The sequence below is a fragment of the Paucibacter sp. KBW04 genome (assembly GCF_003852425.1).
GTDB lineage: Bacteria > Pseudomonadota > Gammaproteobacteria > Burkholderiales > Burkholderiaceae_C > Paucibacter_A.
The window spans coordinates 53,042-75,052 of sequence record NZ_QAJN01000011.1 but is presented as its reverse complement, the minus strand read 5'-3'; the positions used below and the strand labels follow the sequence as shown (position 1 = coordinate 75,052).

Here is a 22,011-nt window from a genome sequence, read left to right as displayed (position 1 = left end):
GTGGACCAACGTCTCAATTGATTGCGGAGCCGTGTCCAAATCGCTGTAAACCCCGTCTAACCCGCCTGCGCGCAAGCCCGGCGGGTTTTTTCGTTTCTGACCATGACACTCAACGCCAACCAATCACGATTCGTTGGCGAATACCTGATTGACCTGAACGCGACCCAGGCCGCCATTCGGGCAGGCTACAGCGCCAAAACTGCGGTGCAGCAAGGGTCGCGCCTGTTGATGAATGCTGACATTCAGCAGGCGATTGAAGAGCGCCAGAAGGCGCTGCAGCAGCGCACGGAGATCACCCAGGAAAGCGTGATTCTTGAGCTCGCAAAGATCGCATTCGGAGATCAGCGCCGGGTGATGTCTTGGGGACCGGACGGCATCAAGCTGCGGCCGTCCAACGCCCTGACCGACGACGAAGCCGCTGTGGTGGCCGAAGTGACCGAGACCATCACAGCCAATGGCGGGTCACTGAAGATCAAGACGCATGACAAGGTGGCTGCGCTGAAGCTGTTGGGCGAGCACCTGGGTTTGTTCAAGCAGAAGGTGGAAGTCACCGGCAAGGACGGCGGCCCGGTTCAGCAAGCCCAGGTGACGGTAACGCCTGAGCAGCTGGCCGAGGCGGTGCGCAGTGTCCAAGCCAAGTTTTAGCCAAGCTGAGCGGCTGGCGGCCATAGGCTGGGCCAGGGAGGACCTTTACTCCTTCAGCCGCTGGATGTTCTTGCAGCGCAAGAATTACCTTTGGCAGCAAGCTCGGCACCATGCGCTGATCTGTGACGCATTGATGCGGGTGTTCAGCGGGGAGACGAAGCGACTCATCATCAACGTGCCACCCAGGTATTCGAAGACCGAATTAGCGGTGGTGAACTTCATTGCCTGGGCCATGGGCCAGGTGCCAGACGCTGAATTCATCCATGCGAGCTACAGCGGCACGCTCGCGGGCAACAACAGTTCGAACGTGCGTGGGCTGGTCCAGCATGAGGCCTTCCGGGAGATCTTCCCGGCGCTGGTCCTGTCCAGCGATGCGCAGCACCATTGGCAGACCACCGAAGGCGGCGTGATGTACGCCACCGGCGCCGGGGGCTCGATCACAGGCTTTGGCGCAGGCAAGCACAGGGAAGGATTCAGCGGGGCGATCATCATCGATGACCCGCACAAGGCAGACGAAGCCCGGTCGGATGTAATCCGGCAGGGTGTGATTGACTGGTTCCAGAACACGCTGGAGAGCCGGAAGAACAACCAGGACACGCCGATCATCTTGATCATGCAGCGCTTGCATGAGAAGGATCTAGCGGGCTGGTTGCTGGGTGGCGGCAACGGGGAAAAGTGGGATCACCTGTGTTTGTCGGCCTGGAACGACGACAACACACCGCTTTGGCCTGAGAAGCACAGCGCGGCGGATCTGGAGCGCATGGAGCGCGCAGCGCCATATGTCTTCGCGGGCCAGTACCGGCAGAAGCCATCACCACCAGCTGGCGGCACGATCCAGCCGGACCAGATGCAGATCATCGATGCGCTCCCGGCCGTGCCGATTGAGTGGGTGCGAGGCTGGGACTTTGCGGCGACGGAGAAGAAGGCAGTCAGCCCCGACCCAGACTGGACGGCTGGCGGCAAGCTCGGAAGGCTGGCTGATGGACGCTTCGTCATCGCCGACATGGTGCGGCTGCGGGAAGGGCCAGACAAACGCGACCAGGCATTGAAGAACACGGCCAACCGAGATGGCCCCAAGGTTAGGCAGAGCCTGCCGCAAGACCCTGGCCAGGCCGGGAAGACCCAGGCGCTTTACCTCACACGCGAGATGGCGGGCGCCTCGGTGCACACCAGCCCAGAAAGCGGCGACAAGTACACGAGGGCGTTGCCCTTGGCCTCTCAGATCAACGTCGGCAATGTGCTGATGCTGCGCGGGGCCTGGAACGACGAACTGATCAACGAAATGCGGATGTTCCCCAACGGGTCACACGACGACCAAGTGGACGCCCTGAGCCGTGCCTTTGAGGCGCTGATGGGTGGAAGCACAGGAATGCTGGATTGGGCGCGGCAACAGACCGCAGCCATCCAGGCCACCAAAGATCAAGGAAAGGGGCAGTGATGCCACGCTACAGAACTCTGAACAACGACGCCCAGATCAACGTGGATCGGGTCGCCCTGCTGGCTGATTCGGACGGCGCCTTCACCGTGGCGTCTGGCTCACGCGCCGAGGCCGTGCTGATCGCGGGCGGTGCAGTGCGGGTGGATGCGCAGCCGCTTTTCCCAGACTCGGTGTCAGGGGCTGGGAATCGTGCGCTGATGGCGGCTATCGGTGATTCCCTTGAAGCCATGACGCACCAGCTCTTGACCGTTACTGCGGCAAGCCGGAGCGGCAATATCCTGACGCTGACCACCTCCGGCGCTCACGGCATGTACGCAGGCGCTCGCGGTCGTTTTGATGGCTTGGACGCTTTTGATTCTTCGATGCGGGGTCGTTACACCGTCCTGTCGGTTCCGACCACCACCACGCTGACGGTCCCCAACGTAGGCCCCGACAGCGCATCTTTGCCCCTTGGCACTACGCCCCGTTTCGCCAATCTCCAGCGGCGCGCCAATGACGGTTTCCTGACTTGGTTCCTGATCCTCAGCAAAAAGCTGTTTGACCTCGGTGAGATCTTCGCCACGCCGGGTCGTCGCACTGCTGACATGGCCCAGTTCGTACCCGCCGTCATTGCATCTGGCGCGGGTTTCTGTGCCGTGCTCGGCGGCACAAATGACATTCACCTTGATTCTCTGACTGCCGCGCAGATCACCCCCAACCTGCAAAAGATCTACACAGATCTGCTTGCGGGCGGCGTGCGCCCCATCTGTGTAACTATCCCGCCGCCAATCGGCACGGCCTGGACAACTGCGCGTGCTCAGTCGGCGGCCCAGGTGAATGCATGGATTCGCAACTTCTGCCGCCTCAATAGCAAGGCCATACTGGCTGACATTGCCGCCGCAATCATCGACGGCACGAACAACGCCAGCCCAGGCACTGCGAAGACCGGCTACATCATTTCCAACGATGTTCACTGGACGCAGAAGGGCGCTTACTACGCTGGCAAGCGCATGGCCGCTGACGTTAGCGCTGCTGTTGTAGGCAGCGACCGCCGCGTGGTGACGGGCGCAGACACCTACGGCTTCGACACCACCAGCAGCAACATTCTTGATGCCGGCCCATGGGCGGCTTCGGGTGGCACTGTGTCTGCGCCAGTAACTTGCACGATGGCCGCAGGCTTGGTGGCAGAGCGCCTTGGCTCAGCTACGGCAGTCGCCTCCACTGCGGCGCGAGCTGACGGCTGCGGCTATGACGCCGTCCTTGTGGTGACACCCACGGCGGCAAACGACGGCGGCAACATCCGCACAGCTGGGGGGGCAATCCACCCTCGAATTGTGGCGGGCCAGACCTACGCCCCGGATGCAACCGTTTCCACATCAGGGGTGGCGGGCTCATCGCTTGTCTACTCCTATCAGTATTTGAACGGCACCGTGGACGGCACGACTATCAATTACATCTCGTGCCCCTTGTACCCGAGCGAAGCAACCCCGATTGATGAGGATTGGTCGGGCGTCTTTGACTACCCGCCGTTCACCATCAATGGCGTGATCACCTCGGCAGGTATCTACAGCACGCTGATGTTCAGCGCCGCTGGCTCCGCCGTGACGCAGAAGACGGGCCGCATGTCCATCCGCCCGCCTACTGCCTGATTTCCCATACCTTGCCGACCATCATGACGACCAATCAACCCAGAAAGCCCCGACCATCGGGTGCTGGCCTTGGCCCATGCCCAAACCCGAAGCGCTCCCAAGGCCGAGGCATCGCGATGGTTTGCGGGTGTAGGAGTCGCTGCGGGGTCTGCGGGCATCCTATGCACTCTGCAGTCCACAGGCACATCTTGGGCGAGCGGCCCGGTGATCCGCCCTTCGACCACGAATTCCAGCCTGCCGCCTAAATCCAATACCCTGCCGGTAAGTACCGCCTCCCCACCTAACCCAATCCATCAATGGCAACTCGCAACCCATCACAAGGCAGCCAGATCGAGCCGGGCATCGTCTCGCGCGTGGCGGCTGGGCTGCGCTATGCCCTGACCGGCGCAACGCCGGGCGGCGCTGACTGGTTTGGCCCGCAGCAACCCATCGAGCCTGCCCTGCAGGGCGAGCAGGCTGAGCAAGCCGGCGTCACAGGTCGCCAACTCGACTACCGCACCGGCTTCAACATCGACCTGCGCCCCCGCAGCGGTGAGGCCATCGGCTTCCCCGAACTGCGCGCTCTGGCCGAGAACTGCGATTTGCTCCGTCTCGTGATCGAGACGCGCAAGGATCAGGTCTGCTGCTTGCCCTGGGCCATCCAGCCGCGCAAGAAAGACGCCAAGCGCGATGCCCGCTGCGAAAAGGCCGAGGCCTTTCTACGCTGCCCAGACGGCGAGCATGCATGGGAAGACTGGCTCCGCATGCTGCTGGAAGACCTCTTTGTGATCGACGCGCCAACGGTGTACATCCGGCGCACGGTCGGTGGCGAGCTGTTCGCGCTGGAGCCCATCGACGGCGCCACCATCAAGCGCGTGATCGACTCGACAGGCCGCACGCCTACCGATGGCCCGGCCTATCAGCAGATCCTGAAGGGCGTGCCCGCGGTGGACTACACCCGCGAAGAGCTGATCTACAAGCCACGCAATCCGCGCACGCACAAGGTCTACGGCACCAGCCAGGTGGAGCAGGTGGTGAACACGGTGAACATCGCGCTGCGCCGCCAGCTATTCACACTGAACTACTTCACCGAAGGCACGGTGCCGGATGCGTTGGCCGGCGTGCCGACAGATTGGACGATCACGCAGATCAAAGAGTTCCAAGACTACTGGGACATGCTGCTGACCGACGACCAAGCTAGCCGCCGCAAGCTGAAGTTTGTGCCAGGCGATATCGCGAAGAACTTCAAAGAGGTCAAGCAGCCCCCACTCAAAGACGAGTTCGACGAGTGGCTGGCCCGGGTTATCTGCTTCAGCTTCAGCATTGAGCCCACGCCCTTCGTCAAGCAGTCCAACCGGGCCACCGCAGAGACTGCCCGCGAACAATCGCTGTCTGAAGGCTTGGCCCCCATTCAGCAGTGGGTGAAGGGCTTGATTGACGTCATCCTGGCCAAGTGCCTGGATGCTGCTGACCTTGAGTTCAGCTGGGAAGAGGGCCCCATCATCGACGCCAAGATCCGTGCCGAGGTGGCGCAGATCTACGTTGCGGCCAAGGTGCTGCACCCTGACGAGGTCCGGGCCGACCTGGGCCGCGCGCCGATGACTCCTGAGCAGAAGGCAGATTTGACGCCTCCGCCCCCGCCAATGCTGGCCGGGCCTGGTGGTGATCCCGAGGCAGGGCAGGGCGGTGAGGGCCAGGAGCCCCCCGCCAAGGGCCAAGAGCCGCCGCCGAACAAGCCCGCAGCAGAAGATCCCAAGGCCTGAACCATGCAGATCCTGTGCAAACGCCTCACCGCAGAAGAGGCGCTGGCTAAGCTCGCCCTGAAACCGATCAACCGTGACCGCAAAGCTGTTGCCGAACAACGCAAGGCCCTGGCCAAAGGTCTATCGGAGTTCCTGGCGGCCCGAGCCCCCGGCATTGCTGACCAGCTGGTGGATCAGCTGGGCCTGCAGAAGAAGGCCCGCAAGCCGGGCGCAGATCCCGAGGCCCTTGCAGCCGCGGCAGTGCGGGCGCGCAAGGCCTTGGATGCTTTGGAGTTCGGCGAAGAATGGCATGCCATCGTCAGTGTGGCTGAAGACCCGCTGGCGGCCATGGCCATGGACGGCGGCGCGGCCGCGCTCAAGCAGCTCAGTGTGAAAGCTGAAGAAGTGGTCACGCTGACCGGTGACAAGGCCGCTGCCTGGGGCCGTGCACGCGCGGCCGAGATGGTGGGCATGAAGCGCAACGCTGATGGCGATCTGGTGCCGAACCCCAACGCGAAGTGGCGCATCGATGACAGCACCCGCGAAATGCTGCGCGGCAAGGTCGAAGAGGCGCTGACCGAGGGCCTGAGCGCAGACGAACTCAAGGCCTCGATCCTCGAAGGCACCGCCTTCAGCCCTGAACGCGCCGAATCCATCGCCCGAACCGAGATCGCCAAGGCTGACATGGCCGGAACGATGGAGGGCTACCAAGCCTCCGGCCTGGTGGCAGGCAAGACCTGGAGCACAGCCCAAGACGACCTTGTGAGCGAGGAATGCCAGGCCTGCGAAGCAGCCGGTGTCATTGGCATGAACGAAGACTTTCCGAGCGGCGAGAGCTTTCCGCCAAACCATCCCAATTGCCGGTGCACCGTGCTGCCGGTGCTGACCGACGAAATGCCCGACACGGGCAAGACCATGAAGGACACGACCATGAAACTGATCTGGAGCGGCGCAGCGCGCGAAAACTTCCACTTGAACTTCCCGATCATGAAGACCGAGAAGCTCGACGATGGCCGACTGGTGGTGCAGGGCATCGCAACAAGTGAAGCCCTCGACCATGCCGATGAGATCGTCGACTACGAGTCGGCCAAGGCCGCATTCGCTGGCTGGGCGGGCAATATCCGTGAGCAGCACGATGCGAAGAAGGCTGTGGGTAAGGCGATGGAAGTCGTTTGTGACGACGACGCCAAGCAGATCATCGTCAAGGCCTTCATCAGCTCCGGGGCGCAAGACACCCAGGCCAAAGTGCTTGACGGCACGCTGGCTGCGTTCAGCATCGGCGGCTCTGTCGCCAAGCGTTTGGCTGAGACGGTCACGAAGGCTGACGGCACCTCAGTGAAGGCGACCCGAGTCCTCGTCAAGCGGATCAGCGAGACCTCGGTGGTGGACGCTGGCTGCAACCCGGAGAGCGGTATCTGCATCGTCAAGGCTGAAGGGGAAGACCTTGTGTGGGCGGCGCAGGCTGACGATCTCAAGAAGGGCCTGTATGAGCTCTCCGACTTCGCCAGCATCTTGCGCGGCATTGGCTACTTGGTCAGTTCCGCCGGTTGGGAGGCTCAGAACGAAGGTGACAACAGCCCGTTGCCCGCCGCGCTGCTGGACTGGCTCAAGACTGGTGTTGGTGTGTTCCAGGCCATGGCCGCCGAAGAGTGCGCTGAGCTGTTGGCAAACCTGCAGGCTGCTGTCCCTGTGCCCGTGGTGGTCGATGTGATCGCCGCGGCTGACGCTGGAGGCGACCTGGCCAAGGCTGGCAAGCGCTTCAGCACCTCGACCAAAGCCGCCCTCAAGTCCGCGCACGAAGCCTGCAAGGCCGCTGACAAGGCGCTGGCAGACCTTGGCTATGACAAGGACGAGGACGAAGAAGGCGAAGGCGAGGGCGATAAGCAGAAGGCGGACACCGAGGCCGATTTCCAGAAGCGAGCCACCGAAGAAGCCGAGCAAGTCACCGAGATCGCCAAGGCCGCCGGCCTGGAATTGGCCGAGCCCACCGCCGCCGCACTGACCAAAGCAGCGCTCACCGAACTGGTGACCCTGCGAAAGGCGCACGCCGATCTGTTGGCCCAGCCTGCCGCCCCCAAGGGCGTGACCAAGGCCCTGGTGATCGGCAAGCAAGCCGACCGCAACGACGGCAAAGAGAACGAAGACCCCGCGCCCGTGGTGAAAGCCGACGGTGCTGTGGACGATGTTGCAACGCTGATCAAGGCGGCACAAGCCCGCCCGATCCGCGCATTCTGATCACCCGCTCCGGGTGTTTTTCCGGCCGCCTCGTGCGGCCTTTTTTATCTCCTGAAAGGAAATGATATGGGCGCCAACAACATGGCCGAACTCCTGGAGTTGGTGAAGACCTCCCAGGCCAAGGCAGTCGACGAGCTGACCAAGAACTTCACCCAGCCGGGCAGCGCGACTGCGGGCATCCAAGGTTACGACCTGGAAGCGCCCAGCAAGAAGCTCTATCCCGTGCTCGCCCCCCTGCGCAACAGCATCCCGCGCGTGGGTGGCGGCTTCTCGATCCAGGCCAACTGGAAGGCCATCACCGGCATCAACACCACCCGCGTGCGTGCGGGCGTGAGTGAGGGCCAGCGCGGCGGCCAAGTCCAGCACACCAGTGCTGAATATCTGGCGGCTTATCGTGGCATCGGCTTGGAAAAGGCGGTGACCTTCGAGGCTGACTATGCCGCTAAGGGCTTCGAGGATGTGAAGGCGCTGGCTGTTGGCCAGACGCTGGAATCCCTGATGATCGAAGAGGAAATGATCCTGCTGGGTGGCAACACTTCGGCGGCCTTGGGCACCACGCCCACGCCAACCTTGGCGGCCTCTGGCTCTGGCGGCACGCTGGCCACGCAAACCCTTTCGGTGATCTGCGTGGCGCTGACGCTGCAATCCTATTGGGATGTGGCCGGCATCAACAACGGCCAGGCCGGCGGCTTCTTCGATGCCACCACCGCCCAGGTCCGCGCTTCCATCACCCGCACTAATGCGGATGGCACCACCGACACCTTCGGCGCTGGCACTGCCCAGAAGTCGGCGGCTGCCACTGTCTCGGTGACGGGCCCCACCGGCTCGGCCACCGGCTCTGTGGCAGCAGTGCGCGGCGCTGTGGCTTATGCCTGGTACTGGGGTGCAGCGGGTTCTGAGCGCCTGGGTGCGGTGACCACGATCAACAGCGTGTCTATCACCGCGGCAACCGGTGGCGGCAACCAGTTGGCCTCGTCTCTGCCGTCGGCTGACAACAGCACCAGCGCGCTGGACTTTGACGGTCTGTTGACCATCGCCAGCAAGTCGAACCTGGGCGCGTACTACAACGCATTGCCCACGGGCACGCCGGGCGTTGGCAACACGTTGACCGGTGCTGGTGGCCGGGTGGTTGAGATCGATGTGGCCTTGGCTCAGTTCTACGACCGCTATCGCCTGCAACCCAACCAGATCTATCTGAACTTCCGCCAGTTTCAGAAGATCACCAACGTGGTGTTGGGCCAGACGAACCCGAACGTGATGTTCACCATCGACCACAACAGCGCCACGCAAGAGATGGTCGCTGGCCGCAACGTAGGCAAGTACCTGTCGCCGATCACGGGCGAGGTGATCGATCTGATCGTTCACCCCAACCTGCCGCCCGGCACGATCTTGTTCCGCACCACCCGCGTGCCGGCCTACCTGGACGGCGTGAGCGATCTGTGCCGCGTGCGCACCCGCCGCGAGTACTACCAAATCGAGTGGCCGCTGCGCACTCGCAAGTACGAGTACGGCGTCTACGCAGACGAGGTGCTTCAGCACTACTTCCCGCCTTCGCTCGGCATCATCACCAACGTCGGCTGATCACCAACTAGATCACCGATCCCAGCGACCCTGAGCCCCGCCCCGTGCGGGGCTCTTTCGTTTCTACAGGAGAAAATCAGATGGACAAGATCAAACTGGTTGGCCCCGAGGGCGCCAACTCTGCATCGGTCGATGGCGTGCAATACGACATCGGCGCGGATGGCAAGTTCGAAGTTGCCTCGCAGCACGCGCTGCAGCTCTATGGTTTCGGCTTTGGCAACGCCCCCGCCGACGAGCCCGCCGCCCAGGAAGCGCCGAAGGGCGGCAAAAAGGCCAAGGCTGCAGAGGCTGCAGCTGAAGCCCCCGCCGACGAGCCCGCCGCCCAGGCCTGATCGTCATGGCGGACTTGACCACCCTGGCGGCCGTGAAGGCTTACGGGTCCATCGCGGGCACGGAACTGGACGCCTTGCTGACTGCGCTCATCTCGCGGGCCAGCGCGGCTGTTGAGAACTTCCTGCAGGGTAGCGTCTTGTCCGCCAGCTACACCGAGACCCGCAACGGCACCGGCGGCCAGGCCATGCTGCTGGCCGAGTACCCGGTCACTGCAGCCTCGGCCGTCACGGTCAATGGCCAGGTGATCCCCAAGGCCGCGGCCTTCGGCCAAACAGGCTGGTGGCTGGCTGATCGAACCATCCTGCTGGTGGGCTACAGCTTCACGCGCGGGCGCAACAACGTGCAAGTCACCTACACCGCTGGCTATGCCTCGGTGCCCGGCGACATTGAGCAAGCTGTGATTGAAACAGTGTTGCTGGCCCTCAATAGGCGCGGTCACATCGACATCAGCAGCAAGGCGCTGGCAGGCGAAACCATCAACTTCATCACGGCTGATTTGACGCCGAGCTCCAAGGCCGTCCTGAACAGCTATCGCCGCGTTGCTCCGCTATGAGCATCAACGGCAGCGTCAGCGGCGACAAGGAAGTCAGCCGCAACCTAGGCCGTGTGTCGGCCGAGGTGCGGGCCGAACTAATCAAAGGCATGGGCCGGATCACGCTCAAGCTGATGCGTGAGAGCGTGCAGAACAAGCTCAGCGGCCAAGTGCTCAAGCGCGTTACTGGCACGCTGGCCAGGGCGGTGACCCAGTCGCCTCGCACCTATGAGGCTGGCACAAACATCATCGGCACGGTGGGCGTGGACGACATCACAGGCAAGGACGGCCGGGCCCCGGTCAAGTACGGGCGGATGCACGAGTACGGCTTCACCGGCCCTGTGACCGTGAAAGAGCATTTGCGCCTTGTGAAGAAGGCGTTCGGCAAACCGCTGAAGTATCCGGTTTACGCCACGGTCAAGGCGCACACCGCCAACGTCAACCTGCTCGAGCGGTCGTTCCTGCGATCAGCTCTCAAAGATCTGAACGATGCCGGCGTGATTGAGGCTGAACTGAACGCCGCCATTGCCGCAGGCACAAAGGCCATGAAATGAACCGTGAACCCATCTATGCAGGCCTGTTCGCATTGCTGGCCGCCGTGCCAGGCCTGCGCATCAGCTCGCGCATCTTGAAGCACTGGAACGATGTGCCCGCCGAGCAGCAACCCGCGCTGTTCCAGGCACAAAAGCGCGAACAAGCCATTCAGAAGACCGGCGAGCCCACCAAGTGGCTGCTGTCGGTTGACCTTTACGTCTATGTCCGCACCAGCGGCGGCCAGGTGCCCGGCACGGTGCTGAACCCAATCCTTGATGCCATTGAGGCGGCCTTTGTGCTGCACCCCATTACCGGCGTCCACACCTTGCCCATCGCGGGCGTGGAGTGGGCCCGCATCGAAGGCGCCATCGAAACCGACGAAGGCACCTTGGGCGAGCAGGCCGTGGCCATCGTCCCCATTCAGATCCTTGCCACCTAAACCCCGCGCCCTGCGCATTCCATCCGTCACGAAAGGACGACCATCATGCAACTCACCTTCGGCGCGGGCGACCTGTTCGCCACCTTGCTGCAAGACGCCTACGGCAACCCCATCACCAACCCCACGCCGATCCGCGTTGCGGGCCTGCAGGAAATGTCGCTCGACTTCGCGGGCGACCTCAAGGAGTATTTCGGCACCAATCGCTTTGCGCTGGCCGCGGCCCAAGGCAAGGTCAAGACCACCGGCAAGTTCAAAGGCGCTCTGATCAACGGCCAGGCCCTGAACACCCTGTTCTTCGGCTCCGGCCTGAGCAGCGGCACGATGAAGGCGCTGTACGCTGACACCACTGGCACCGTTGTTCCTTCCACCCCATTCACGATCACGCCGACCGTGCCCAATTCCGGCACTTGGGTGGATGACCTTGGCGTCGTGGATGCGACCGGACGTGTGATGACTCGAGTGGCCAGCGCCCCGACCACCGGCCAGTACAGTGTGTCCGCTGGCGTTTACACCTTCGCTGCCGCCGATGTCGGCATCAAGATGTACATCAGCTTCAGCTACACCTACACGCTGGCCGGCGCCAAGCGCATCCAGTTGCTGAACCTGCCCATGGGCTACACCCCCATGCTCAAGATCCACTACATGGGCCAGTTCCAGGGTAAGAAGACACTCGCGGTGCTGGAATCGGTGGTCTCGAACAAGCTGATGCTGTTCGGATCCAAGAACGACGATTTCAGCGTGCCCGAAATCGACTTCAGCGCCCAGGCTGATGCCGCTGGCTACTCGCTGGGTGACATCTACACCCAGGAGTAATGAGCATGCCTGTCGTCAAGATCAAGGGCATCGCGCTCGATCTGGCTGGCCAGGTGCTGGTGGTTCCCCCGCTTTCGCTGGGGGCTATGGAGCAGCTGCAAGACTCCCTGGCCAGCTTCACCGGTGACATCAGCGACCGCAAGCAGGTCGCCACCGCCATCGATGCCGCGCACGCCGCCTTGCGCCGCAACTATCCCGAGATGACGCGGGAGGCTGTGGCCGAACTCATCGACGTGAGCAACATGGTCGACGTGTTCCAGGCGGTGATGGATGTGTCTGGCGCGCGGCGCAAAGCTGCCGAGGCCCAGGCCTTGGAGGGCCAGGAGGGAAACCCAGCGGGGGAGGCCTGAACTGGCCGGCGCTTTACGCCGAAGTGGCGTATTGCACCGGCTGGACGATCCCCCACATCCGCGACGAGCTTGATCTGCCCACGCTCGCCGCGCTGCGCGAGCAATGGGCGCAGTTTCCCCCGCTGCCTGTGATGGTGGCGCACTACCTCGGCGCGGCCAAGCCCAAGAAGCAAGACGAGCAAGCCGAGCACCTGGAAGACCAGGACGTAATCCCGACCACCAAGCTATCCGAAGGCGACTTCAACGCCTTGCTGGTCAGCATGGGCTTGCCCACTTCAACCACCTCTCCAACTGCGGCCGCACCATGAGCGACAACACCGTCAACGTCAATGTCACGGCCAACACCGCTGAGCTCCAAAGCGGTATGCAGCAGGCCCCGAGCTTGGTGCAGCGTGCCGCGGAGCAAATGCGCGGGCACTTCACCAAGCTGCGGGCCGATACGGCGGAGCACATGGGCAAGGCCGCAGAAGCCGTGTCTTCAAGCACCAGCAGTATGGGCGGCGCCATCAGCGGCCTATCTGGGGCCTTCAGTAAGGTGAACATCGCATTCGCAGCGGTGGCGGCGATTCTCGGCGGCGGGGCCATGTTTGCCAGCGGCATCAAGGCTACCCAGCAGTTCACAGGCGAAGCCAACAAGTTGGCGCGGACGCTGAGCATTACCACCTCCGAGGCCAGCACGCTCAATGTGGCACTGGGCGACATCTACACCGATGCCGAGACCTTCACGGGTGCAGCCTCCATGCTGGGCCGCCAGCTCAAGCAAAACGAAGGCGAGTTGCAGCGCATGGGCCTGGCCACGCGCGACTCGCACGGCAACTTGCGCAATTTGAACGACCTGATGATGGACAGCATCAAGGTCATCAATGGCTACAAGGAAGGCACCGACCGAAACCTGGCTGCCATGACGCTGTGGGGGCGCGGCGCTTCAGAGGCTACCGGCCTGCTCAAGCTGAATAACGACGTGCTGGAGGCAGCCAAGAAGAAGCAAGAAGAGCTCGGCCTGACGGTTGGCCAAGAGAACGTGGAGGCCAGCAAGCGCTACAAGGCCGCCATGAATGACGTGGGCGATGTGATGCTCGCGCTCAAGAAAGCCATCGGCGATGCGGTGATGCCCATCCTGACACGCCTGGGCGAGTGGTTCGCAGAGGTCGCCCCGCCGGCCGTGTTCGCCTTCAAGGTCGCCCTGGATGCTGTGGCCACGGCCGTGCATGTGGTCATTGGTGCGCTGCGCCAGCTCTGGATTGTCGTCTCGACCATTGCCGATCCCATCGCCACGCTGGGACGGGCCATTCGCATGCTGATTCAAGGGGATGTGAAGGGCGCTCAAGAAGAGATGACCAACATCTTCAGCAACTGGGGCGATGCGTTTTCCAAATTGGGCGACCGCATGAAGGAGGACGCCAAGCAGACCTGGACCGACATCACGGCGCTTTGGGGCAAGCCTACGGCGACGGCTGCAAAAACAGGCAAGGGCAAGAACTACGAAACCAAGCCGGATAAGGACAAGGCCGAGAAAGACCCCTCCCAGATGGCCGCCTTTGAGGCTCAGCTTGAAGCTGAGAAGGTGGTGGCGTCTGAGCGTGACGCCTTGCACGGCATGAGCAAGCAAGCCGAGGCAGCGTTCTGGGCCGGCATCCTGAACCTGACGACCTTGAACGAAAAGGACCGTCTGCATGTCAGCAAGAAGGCCTCGGCCGCGCGCGTGGCGGTCCTGCAAGAAGAGGCCCAACAAGCCGATCAAATCGGCCAGGCCCAGTTATCCGCATGGGAGCAGCGCAATCTGGCCGTGGTTGACCAAGACGAAGAGACGGCCCGGAATAGGGTGGTGCTCGGCTTCGGCACCCAGGCCGATCTTCTGGCCCAAGAGCAGGAGTTTGAGAACCGGCGCTACGAGATCAAGATGGCCGCCGCCCAGGCCAACCTGGCGGCGCTCGACCCTATGCGCGATCCCGTGCAGGTCGCTCAGCTGAACACGCAGATCGAGGCGCTGGAGCAGGCCCACCAGATGCGCCTCGCCCAAATTCGCGGGCAGATCGCCGTCGAATCGGCAGCCGAGATGAACGCCATCTGGACGGATCTCAGTGGCCGAATGAGCAGCCTTTGGGACAGCGGCGTGAATGCAATGATGAACGGGACGCTGACCTGGCGCAATGCGATGCGTGCAATCGGTGCTGAGATGGTGGGATGGTTCGCCGGAGTCGTGAAAAAGAAGGTGGTGGCGTGGGCGCTTGGTGAGCAAGCCAAAACCGGCGCCACTGCTGCGGGCACTGCTCAGCGTTGGCTGATGGAGAGCTGGGCCGCTGCCAAGTCTGTGGCGCTGTGGGCCGCTACCGCCGTCAAGAACATCATGACCAGCGCCTGGGAAGCGATGGCAGCTGCGTGGAAAGCGGTGGTGGGCATCCCTTATGTCGGCCCGGTGCTGGCCGTGGCTGCCGCCGGTGCAGCGTTTGCAGGCGTCTCGGCCATCGCGGGCAAGGTTGCATCAGCTGAGGGAGGGTATGACATCCCGGCCGGCGTCAACCCCATGACGCAGCTGCACGAGAAGGAAATGGTTCTGCCCGCCAAGCAAGCGGATGTGATCCGCGACTTGGCGGACGGTGGCAGCGGTGGCGCAGTCGGTGGCGGTGGCCCCGTGGTGCTCAAAGCAACCCCCCTCAAAGGCAACTTCTTCATGGTCCACCGTGACGATCTCGCCGCCGCTTTCAAGTCCCTCAAGCGCGACTTTGTCCTATGAGCCAGCTCATCTTCCCCAAGCTACCCGGCCAAAGTTGGCCCGTCGGCCGCACCGTCCTGGCACCGCCAGTCAAGATCAAAGTAACGCCCTCGCGCCGGGAATTCCGCGCGCGTGACAGCACGTTGCCCCTCTATCGATACAGCCTGCCTTTTGAGTTCCTGCGAAAGACTGCAGCTGCTCCGGATTGGCAGACCCTCATGGGCTTCTACAACAGGGTAGGTGGAACATTTGACGACTGGCTGTTCGATGACGAGGACGACAACACGTGCGTTGATCAGCTGATCGGCGTTGGCGATGGAGTCACGACCCAGTTCCAGATCGGCCGCACTTTGGGCGGCTTCATTGAGCCGCTGTATGGCGGAGTCAATGGCGCTGCGGAGATCAAAGTCGCAGGCTCTGTTTGGACACCGACCAGCATTGGCCCCACAGGGGTTGTCACGCTGGCCGTCGCGCCGTCTGCGGGCTCGCAAATCCGGTGGTCGGGGAAGTTCTTCTGGCGCTGCCGCTTCTCCAGTGAGTCGTTGGACTTCACAAAGAGTTCGGGGGTCTTCTACGAAACCAAGAAGGTTGAATTCATCACGGTGAAGCCGCTATGAGAACCGCTCTCTGGGAAACATCTACGGGCGCCCTGGCCGCGCTGCTCAACAGCGGCGGGCCACTAAACAAGTGCGACCTCTACACCATCACCCTGCAAAGCGGCACGGTGTTGCGCTGGACGAGCTTTGAGATGCCGGTGCAAGGCAATGGCCAGGTGTGGGCATTGGGCCCAGGCATCGAGCGCAGCCGGTGCAAATGGACGGTCGGCGTGACCGTTGACACCCTCACGCTCACGCTGACCACCGACGCCTCGCGCCCCTGCGCAATCGCTGGCACTCCATTGTTGGCCTACATCCGCGCCCGTGGGTTCGTCAACGCGACGGTGCAGCTGGATCGGGCGTTCTGGGGCGCAGGCGATACGGGCCCCGTAGGTGCCTTGAACTGGTTCACCGGACGCGTTGCCGATATGCCCGATATCGACCGCTACGGCTGTCAGATCGCTGTCAAGAGCGAGCTAAGCCGCCTCAACGTGCAAGTGCCTCGTGAGCAGTTCAGCGCACAGTGTGCGCGCACCGTCTATGACGCTGAGTGCGGCATCACCACTGCCTCGCGCATCGCTGGAGGGGCGACCACCTCGGCCAGCTCTCTGGGCCGTACGCAATTCAGCACTAACCTGGCGCAGGCAGTGGGCTACTTCGACCTCGGCACCATCACCTTTGCGAGCGGGGCGAATGCGGGCATCAGTCGCACCGTCAAAACACATCTGGGCGACGGCACCATCACGGTTCTCTCGCCGCTTCCAAGCCCAGTCGCGTCGGGTGACACGTTCAGCATCCTGCCCGGCTGCGATGGCCTGCAGTCCACCTGTTCCAACAAGTTTGCCAATCTGCCCCACTTCAAGGGTCAGCCCTACATCCCCCAGGCGGAGACCGTCACATGAGCACCGCCATGCGCGAACAAATCGTTGCCGAGGCCATGTCCTGGCTCGGCACCCCATACCACCACCACGGCCGTGTTAAGGGCGCCGGTGTGGACTGCGCCCAAATCTTGCTGGCCGTCTATGCAGATGCGCTGCAGATCGCCCCAGCGCTGGACGTGGGCAACTACAGCACTCAGTGGCATTTGCACCGAAGCGAAGAGGTGTATTTGGCCTGGCTGGCTGAGGCCGGCGCGGTTCAGGTCGAGCAGCCGCAGCCCGGCGATATGGCCATGTGGCGCTTTGGCCGAACCTTCAGCCATAGCGGGATCTGCGTGGGTGAGGGTGAGTTTGTGCATGCGTATGTGAGCCTGGGCGTGGTGCGTACCCGCATCACCGAGGCCCCGCTGGAAGGCCGTGAAGTGCAGTACTGGAGCATCCTGAAATGAGCGGCAATGGCGGCATGAACACCAGCGCCACGCGCGCTGAGGCCCTGACGTTCCAAAGCTCAGTGGCCGGGGCCGTCATCCCCTGGATGCGTGGCATGCACCGTGTGCCTGGCAATCTGGTGTGGTACGGCGATCTTGTCGCCCACGCCCACACCCAGCAGCAGGGGGGCAAGGGCGGCGGCGGTGGCGGCACGTCCACCACCTACACCTATACCTGCAGCTTGGTGATGATCGCCGCGCATGGGCCCATCCAAGACATTCCCTCGGTGTGGAAGGGCAAGAGTCAGACCACCCGCGCCACGCTCGGCCTGACGCTGTTGAGTGGCGCTGTTGGTCAATCTGTGTGGTCAGGGCTCACCGGTAAGGGCGTTGAGGCCATCGGCTATAGCGGCCTGGCCGGCGTTGCCGTGTCGGCTTACGACCTGGGCGATAACGCCAGCGTCGAGAACCACTCGTTTGAGGTGCGGCACGCCAGCGCCTACGGCGTGAGCAGCGAAACACCGGATGTGGACCCCGTGCAAGCCGCCCGCGAGCTGCTGATCGACCCGCTGCGCGGCGCAGCCATGCCCGAGGCCTATCTGGGCGATTGGACTGCTTGGAGCGACTACTGTGTCGCCTCGGGCCTGCTCATGAGCCCGCTGCTGCTAACTCAAGTCGCTGCGCATGAGGCCCTGCAGACGGTGGCAGACCTGACCAATTCCGCCATCTACTGGAGCGAAGGCAAGCTCAAGGTCAAGCCTTATGGCGATGCCGTCGTGACTGGAAACGGGCGCACCTTCACGCCCGACACCACGCCCGTCTACCAGTTGGATGACAGCTGCTATGACGCCACCGGCAACAAAGTGCCCATCAAGATCGCGCTCAAGACCAGCGACGATTGCTTCAACTTTGTCACCGTCGAATACAAAGACCGCAGCAACGGCTACAACGTCGCCACGGTCACCGCCAAAGACCGCACCGATATCGCCGTCAATGGCGTGCGGGCGATGGACACCATCACCGCCCACTGGATCTGTGATGCCGAGGTCGCCCGCCTGGTCGCAGAGCTGAAGAAGCAGCGAAGCCTGGGTGTCGTGGGCAGGTACACGCTGAGCCTGCCCTGGCACTACGCGTTAATCGAGTGCATGGATCTGCTCACGCTGACCGACAGCGTGTTGCAAATGCTGGACGTCCCGGTGCGTGTGATCGAGATCGCAGAAGAAAGCGATGATGAGCTGACGCTGGTTTGTGAGGACTACCCGCCCGGCATGGCCAGCGCGCCGCGCTACCCGGCCCAGGTGCCTGTCGGCTTTGCAACTGACGCGCTGACGGCCGCGCCCAGCGTGAGCACTGCTTGGACTTTCCCGGCGCCCACGTCTCTGGCAGCGGGCAATGCGGGCCTAGAGGTTTGGTGCGCCGTGCGCAACCCAGGGGGCAACTGGGGCGGTTGCACGGTGTGGGTGAGTTTGGATGGCAGCACCTACCGGCAATTGATGCGTGTGGAGGGTGGAGCGCGCATCGGGGTTTTGTCCGGCCCTATCAGCGGTGGCGTGCTTGCCGTCGAGCAGATGTCCGGTCAGTTGATCAGCGGCAGTCTGGCGGATGCCCAGGCCCTTGAAACTTTGTGCTACATCGAAGGTGCATCGGCTGAGTACTTGGCTTATCAAACTGCCACGCTAACTTCAGCTGGGGCCTACAGCATGACCGGCTTGCAGCGGGGGGCGTACAACACGGCGGTCACGCCCCATGACCTGGGGGCGCAATTTGTTCGCGTCGATAACTCAATTGCAAAGAGTGGCGCGCTTGACACAAGCCTGATCGGCAAGACGATTTATTTCAAATGCACCAGCTTCAATATTTACGGCGCTGCTGAACAAAGCTTGGCGGACGTTTCGGCGTTTACACATGTTGTGGCGCCATTGCCTAACGCATTGGTTGTTGAGAACCTTGCCGTTCAGGTCTCGTCCGGTGTGGCGCATGTCACGTGGTCGGCCGTTGGTTTTGGGCAGTCCTACTTGCAGACCAAGATTTATCTTGGATTCAGCTATTACACGTTTGAAGATGCTGTATATCAAGGCGCGGTGACAGGCAGTTACTTCGACATCTCTTGGTTGAGTGCCGGTAACTATAAAGTTTGGGCGGTCAATGTTGACGCGGCTGGGCGAAGTAGTATCCCCGTGAGTGATGAGTTCACGGTGAGCGCGGCGAATGCGCTGGCACCGGGCGATATCGCAATCCCAAGCGGCACCATGAATAGCGACCCCGGCTTGCTTGACCCGGCGAAGTCTTGGGAGTGGGGTGCGCCTATTGTTGTGCAGGGGCCGAGTACCGCAGTGGGCGCAATTGGAGTCAAGTATTTTTCTTGTGACTCATACTCGGGTGGGGATTGTCGTGCGTGGAGCAAGCAAACATACCCAATCAGTTCCAGCCGCACTTACAACCTGTCTGCGCTGCTATTTGCTGCTGGTGGCAACAACCGGAATATGTATCTGGTCGTCGATATGTATAAGGCCGATGGCGCGCGCCTAGTTGGGAGCGATACCGGTTGGGGCGGTGAGTTCGCAGGGTATACATTTGCTGGGCAACCTGCGCCTAATGTGTTCACCCGCTACGGTGATCAAGCAGACTTCGGTGCGAACACGCCAAGACCAATTCCAGCCAGTGCAGCTTACTTCCGGATTGGTGTTTGGTTCCAATATAGCGGCGGTGGGTCAAGTTCGGTGCAGCAAGCCGCCGAAGACATCAGGCTCATGGATGTCACAGACGCTCGAGCCGCGCAGGCTACGGCAGATGCTGCATCCACAGCCGCAACCACGGCTGGAACCAATGCAGTCAATGCGCTGACGCGCCTCGCCGCCATTGACTCGGATGGCGTGTTGAGTCGCGGCGAGAAGCCCGAGATCATCAAGGCATGGAATGCGGCTTCAGGCGAGTACAGCGGCATCGACGCGCAAGCTGCCGCCCTTGGGGTTACGACTGAGCGCAGCGCCTACAGCACGGCGATTACGAACCTCAATTCGTACTTAAGCGGGCTTTCCCCTGCGTACAGCGACACATCGCAAGACACGACAATCATTCCGGCGACTGATCGGACAACGTGGAATAACTACTACAACGCTCGGCAGACGGTTTTGAACGCCATCGCAGCCAAGGCTTCAACCTTGGCAACTTGGGCGGGGACAAGTGGTGCAGGAAAGCCATTGGATAACGCAGGAAAGACCGTCGACCTCTGGTCCGCGACGGGCGTTTTCGGGGCGAGAACAAGTGATGACCTTCCAAGTCAATACCCCTGGGGTCGCAGCCTGCAATTCAAACAGTCATCGAGCATCGGGCTTAGCGGTTCGGATGGTATCTACTGCACCCTTGAGACTCTGATTCAATTTGTTGATGACTCTGGCGGCCCAAATGTCCAGTATGCATATCAGGGGCAAAAAACTTGGCGGCGCTTCGCCTTGTATTCTGCGAGTGCATGGGGCGCCTGGACACAGGACCTAGATCGCAATAGCTATACCGGCGCGCTGGACGCAACCCGTAACGACCTTGTCTATTCCGGCACCGCGCCAAGCTCCCCTGCGCAAAAAACGGTCTGGATTGACACTAGCGTCACGCCCCAGGCTATTCGCATGTACCTGGGCAGCAGCTGGATTGCTGCGGGTACATATGTCAATGGCACGGCTCAGATCACGGATGACGCGCATCTTGGGCTTACTGCAATTTGGTCTGGTCTCACTGGCGCTGGAAAGCCTTTGGATAATGCAGGCCTTGTTGTTGACCTTTCCAACGGAACCGGTCCAGGCCAACGCCAGAAAGATGATCCTCCATCTTTCTATGCAACGCCAGGCAAGTACCTTCAGTTCAAACAGTCAAGCTCGCTCGGGCTTCCAGGAGGTGACTACTGGTGCACGCTTGAAACGAACAAGCAGTTCTTCACCGATGGCGGCGGCGGCGTGGCTGTTCAGTACGCCTACAGCGGCACTCAGACATACCGCAGGCAGGCGACGGATCACTCCAGTTCGGCAACCTGGACGACTTGGGTCATCGACCTTGACCGCAACAGCTACACCGGCGACCTCGCTGCTACCAAGAACACCACCTATTACCAAGACACCGATCCCGGCTCAGTTAGCGACGGCTCAATCTGGATCAGCAGCACCAAGGCCTGGCAGCGCATCGGTGGCACGTGGCAGCCCTATGTGGGCAGCGGTTCAGTTGACACGGGACAGCTTGCCCTGGGCGCTGCCACGGCGATCATTCAAGACAACAACGATTTCGGCGGGGCCGGTGCGCCCGCCATGGACGCCTACGCCCAGCGAACGGTCAACTACACGCCCGGCGTCAATTGCACTATCAACTTCTCCGCCACGATCAGCGCCGCTGGGGTGTTGCCAGACTCCGGCAACCAGCTGTATTGGGCGGTCAGCGTGGGCGGCGGGTCGGATGTGATCCTGGCAGCCTGCAACACAAACTCAAGCACAAGGCAGACCTTTGTAGGGCTTTCGTCGTTCACGGCTGCGGCCGGCGTGTCTCTCTCGTTCAAGCTGCTAACCACCCGCCCAACCGGCAACCCGAGCATGCCGCTTTATCAGTCCAGCATTCGAGTGGAGGTGATCAAACGATGAACTACAGCAATCAAGCCTGGCGGTTCTACCGCATCGACACCGGCGAGGTGCTGTCCCACAGCATGCACTTGCCGGATGCTGAGACGGTGGCCGCCAACACGCCGCCCGATTGCGGTGCGGTGCAAATGCAAATCGACCATATGAGCCAGCGCGTGCAGCTGGTGCCGGATGACTTTGGCAACGCGGTGCCGGTGCTGGTCGACTATCAGCCCCCGGCGCCCGCTGACGATGCAGATCAGACCTGGGCTTGGGCCGCGACGATTCGGCGCTGGGTCTCTGTGCCGACGCAGGCAGCGCTCAACCGCAAGGCGGCCGAGCCGATCTTGGCCCAGCTGGCCGAGCTTGATGCCAAGCTGGTGCGGCCGGCGGGCGAAGTCACACAGGCCCTGGCCCTAGGCCAGGCTCCCCCAGCGGCAGCTGTCACCAAGCTGCAGGAAATCAATGCAGAAAAGGCCGCGTTGCGCGAGCAGTTAGCTGCACTGACGCCCTGATCAAAGCCAACTCAACCACCAATTCCAGCTGCCCGCC

The 22,011-nt window shown here is 62.2% G+C and carries 19 protein-coding genes; all 19 read left to right on the top strand.

Going from position 1 to position 22,011, the window contains the following annotated elements; translation table 11 throughout:
* Positions 1-102 precede the first annotated feature (102 nt).
* Complete coding sequence (locus DBR47_RS14410; RefSeq protein ID WP_124451223.1) at positions 103-645, top strand: terminase small subunit; 543 nt, start codon at positions 103-105, stop codon at positions 643-645.
* On the top strand, positions 626-2,083 hold the full coding sequence (gene terL / locus DBR47_RS14405; RefSeq protein ID WP_231512315.1) for a phage terminase large subunit: 1,458 nt from the start codon (positions 626-628) through the stop codon (positions 2,081-2,083). The genes DBR47_RS14410 and terL overlap by 20 nt, the downstream gene beginning before the upstream one ends.
* The gene (locus tag DBR47_RS14400) at positions 2,083-3,711 is read left to right on the top strand and encodes a GDSL-type esterase/lipase family protein (RefSeq protein ID WP_124451222.1); all 1,629 of its coding nucleotides are present in this window, start codon (positions 2,083-2,085) and stop codon (positions 3,709-3,711) included. Before terL ends, DBR47_RS14400 begins: the two co-directional genes overlap by 1 nt.
* A 296-nt stretch (positions 3,712-4,007) precedes the next feature.
* Entirely contained in the window at positions 4,008-5,453 is a 1,446-nt protein-coding gene (locus DBR47_RS14395; protein ID WP_124451220.1) for a phage portal protein, read from the top strand.
* Positions 5,454-5,456: 3 nt separating this feature from the next.
* Positions 5,457-7,667 (top strand): phage minor head protein, encoded by a 2,211-nt coding sequence (locus tag DBR47_RS14390; RefSeq protein ID WP_124451218.1) that lies wholly within the window; start codon positions 5,457-5,459, stop codon positions 7,665-7,667.
* Between the two features lie 66 nt (positions 7,668-7,733).
* On the top strand, positions 7,734-9,248 hold the full coding sequence (locus tag DBR47_RS14385; protein WP_124451216.1) for a hypothetical protein: 1,515 nt from the start codon (positions 7,734-7,736) through the stop codon (positions 9,246-9,248).
* Between the two features lie 80 nt (positions 9,249-9,328).
* Positions 9,329-9,580, top strand: a complete 252-nt coding sequence (locus DBR47_RS14380; protein ID WP_124451214.1) for a hypothetical protein — start codon at positions 9,329-9,331, stop codon at positions 9,578-9,580.
* A 5-nt stretch (positions 9,581-9,585) separates the two neighbouring features.
* Complete coding sequence (locus tag DBR47_RS14375; protein WP_124451212.1) at positions 9,586-10,134, top strand: phage gp6-like head-tail connector protein; 549 nt, start codon at positions 9,586-9,588, stop codon at positions 10,132-10,134.
* Positions 10,131-10,667, top strand: a complete 537-nt coding sequence (locus DBR47_RS14370) for a hypothetical protein (protein ID WP_197047082.1) — start codon at positions 10,131-10,133, stop codon at positions 10,665-10,667. Before DBR47_RS14375 ends, DBR47_RS14370 begins: the two co-directional genes overlap by 4 nt.
* The gene (locus tag DBR47_RS14365) at positions 10,664-11,086 is read left to right on the top strand and encodes a hypothetical protein (protein ID WP_124451210.1); all 423 of its coding nucleotides are present in this window, start codon (positions 10,664-10,666) and stop codon (positions 11,084-11,086) included. The genes DBR47_RS14370 and DBR47_RS14365 overlap by 4 nt, the downstream gene beginning before the upstream one ends.
* Positions 11,087-11,131: 45 nt before the next feature.
* Positions 11,132-11,899: a hypothetical protein gene (locus tag DBR47_RS14360; protein ID WP_124451208.1), complete on the top strand. Its 768-nt coding sequence runs from the start codon at positions 11,132-11,134 to the stop codon at positions 11,897-11,899.
* 5 nt (positions 11,900-11,904) lie between these two features.
* A complete protein-coding gene (locus DBR47_RS14355; RefSeq protein WP_124451206.1) occupies positions 11,905-12,249 on the top strand; it encodes a hypothetical protein in 345 nt (114 codons plus the stop codon).
* Between the two features lie 23 nt (positions 12,250-12,272).
* The gene (locus DBR47_RS14350) at positions 12,273-12,557 is read left to right on the top strand and encodes a hypothetical protein (RefSeq protein ID WP_124451204.1); all 285 of its coding nucleotides are present in this window, start codon (positions 12,273-12,275) and stop codon (positions 12,555-12,557) included.
* Complete coding sequence (locus tag DBR47_RS14345) at positions 12,554-14,983, top strand: hypothetical protein (protein ID WP_124451202.1); 2,430 nt, start codon at positions 12,554-12,556, stop codon at positions 14,981-14,983. The genes DBR47_RS14350 and DBR47_RS14345 overlap by 4 nt, the downstream gene beginning before the upstream one ends.
* Positions 14,980-15,579 carry a DUF2460 domain-containing protein gene (locus DBR47_RS14340; RefSeq protein ID WP_124451200.1) on the top strand — a complete coding sequence of 200 codons (600 nt, stop codon included), beginning with the start codon at positions 14,980-14,982 and terminating at the stop codon, positions 15,577-15,579. Before DBR47_RS14345 ends, DBR47_RS14340 begins: the two co-directional genes overlap by 4 nt.
* On the top strand, positions 15,576-16,460 hold the full coding sequence (locus DBR47_RS14335) for a DUF2163 domain-containing protein (protein ID WP_124451198.1): 885 nt from the start codon (positions 15,576-15,578) through the stop codon (positions 16,458-16,460). Before DBR47_RS14340 ends, DBR47_RS14335 begins: the two co-directional genes overlap by 4 nt.
* Positions 16,457-16,885: a C40 family peptidase gene (locus tag DBR47_RS14330; protein ID WP_124451196.1), complete on the top strand. Its 429-nt coding sequence runs from the start codon at positions 16,457-16,459 to the stop codon at positions 16,883-16,885. The genes DBR47_RS14335 and DBR47_RS14330 overlap by 4 nt, the downstream gene beginning before the upstream one ends.
* Positions 16,882-21,483 carry a phage tail protein gene (locus DBR47_RS14325; protein WP_124451194.1) on the top strand — a complete coding sequence of 1,534 codons (4,602 nt, stop codon included), beginning with the start codon at positions 16,882-16,884 and terminating at the stop codon, positions 21,481-21,483. Before DBR47_RS14330 ends, DBR47_RS14325 begins: the two co-directional genes overlap by 4 nt.
* Positions 21,480-21,974, top strand: a complete 495-nt coding sequence (locus DBR47_RS14320) for a hypothetical protein (protein ID WP_124451192.1) — start codon at positions 21,480-21,482, stop codon at positions 21,972-21,974. Before DBR47_RS14325 ends, DBR47_RS14320 begins: the two co-directional genes overlap by 4 nt.
* Positions 21,975-22,011: the final 37 nt, after the last annotated feature.

Excerpts from the sequence above, each read along its gene's own strand:
- DBR47_RS14410 (WP_124451223.1), top strand. The coding sequence starts at position 103 with ATGACACTCAACGCCAACCAATCACGATTCGTTGGCGAATACCTGATT.
- DBR47_RS14400 (WP_124451222.1), top strand. The coding sequence starts at position 2,083 with ATGCCACGCTACAGAACTCTGAACAACGACGCCCAGATCAACGTGGAT.
- DBR47_RS14395 (WP_124451220.1), top strand. The coding sequence starts at position 4,008 with ATGGCAACTCGCAACCCATCACAAGGCAGCCAGATCGAGCCGGGCATC.
- DBR47_RS14390 (WP_124451218.1), top strand. The coding sequence starts at position 5,457 with ATGCAGATCCTGTGCAAACGCCTCACCGCAGAAGAGGCGCTGGCTAAG.
- DBR47_RS14385 (WP_124451216.1), top strand. The coding sequence starts at position 7,734 with ATGGGCGCCAACAACATGGCCGAACTCCTGGAGTTGGTGAAGACCTCC.
- DBR47_RS14380 (WP_124451214.1), top strand. The coding sequence starts at position 9,329 with ATGGACAAGATCAAACTGGTTGGCCCCGAGGGCGCCAACTCTGCATCG.
- DBR47_RS14375 (WP_124451212.1), top strand. The coding sequence starts at position 9,586 with ATGGCGGACTTGACCACCCTGGCGGCCGTGAAGGCTTACGGGTCCATC.
- DBR47_RS14370 (WP_197047082.1), top strand. The coding sequence starts at position 10,131 with ATGAGCATCAACGGCAGCGTCAGCGGCGACAAGGAAGTCAGCCGCAAC.
- DBR47_RS14365 (WP_124451210.1), top strand. The coding sequence starts at position 10,664 with ATGAACCGTGAACCCATCTATGCAGGCCTGTTCGCATTGCTGGCCGCC.
- DBR47_RS14360 (WP_124451208.1), top strand. The coding sequence starts at position 11,132 with ATGCAACTCACCTTCGGCGCGGGCGACCTGTTCGCCACCTTGCTGCAA.
- DBR47_RS14355 (WP_124451206.1), top strand. The coding sequence starts at position 11,905 with ATGCCTGTCGTCAAGATCAAGGGCATCGCGCTCGATCTGGCTGGCCAG.
- DBR47_RS14345 (WP_124451202.1), top strand. The coding sequence starts at position 12,554 with ATGAGCGACAACACCGTCAACGTCAATGTCACGGCCAACACCGCTGAG.
- DBR47_RS14340 (WP_124451200.1), top strand. The coding sequence starts at position 14,980 with ATGAGCCAGCTCATCTTCCCCAAGCTACCCGGCCAAAGTTGGCCCGTC.
- DBR47_RS14335 (WP_124451198.1), top strand. The coding sequence starts at position 15,576 with ATGAGAACCGCTCTCTGGGAAACATCTACGGGCGCCCTGGCCGCGCTG.
- DBR47_RS14330 (WP_124451196.1), top strand. The coding sequence starts at position 16,457 with ATGAGCACCGCCATGCGCGAACAAATCGTTGCCGAGGCCATGTCCTGG.
- DBR47_RS14325 (WP_124451194.1), top strand. The coding sequence starts at position 16,882 with ATGAGCGGCAATGGCGGCATGAACACCAGCGCCACGCGCGCTGAGGCC.
- DBR47_RS14320 (WP_124451192.1), top strand. The coding sequence starts at position 21,480 with ATGAACTACAGCAATCAAGCCTGGCGGTTCTACCGCATCGACACCGGC.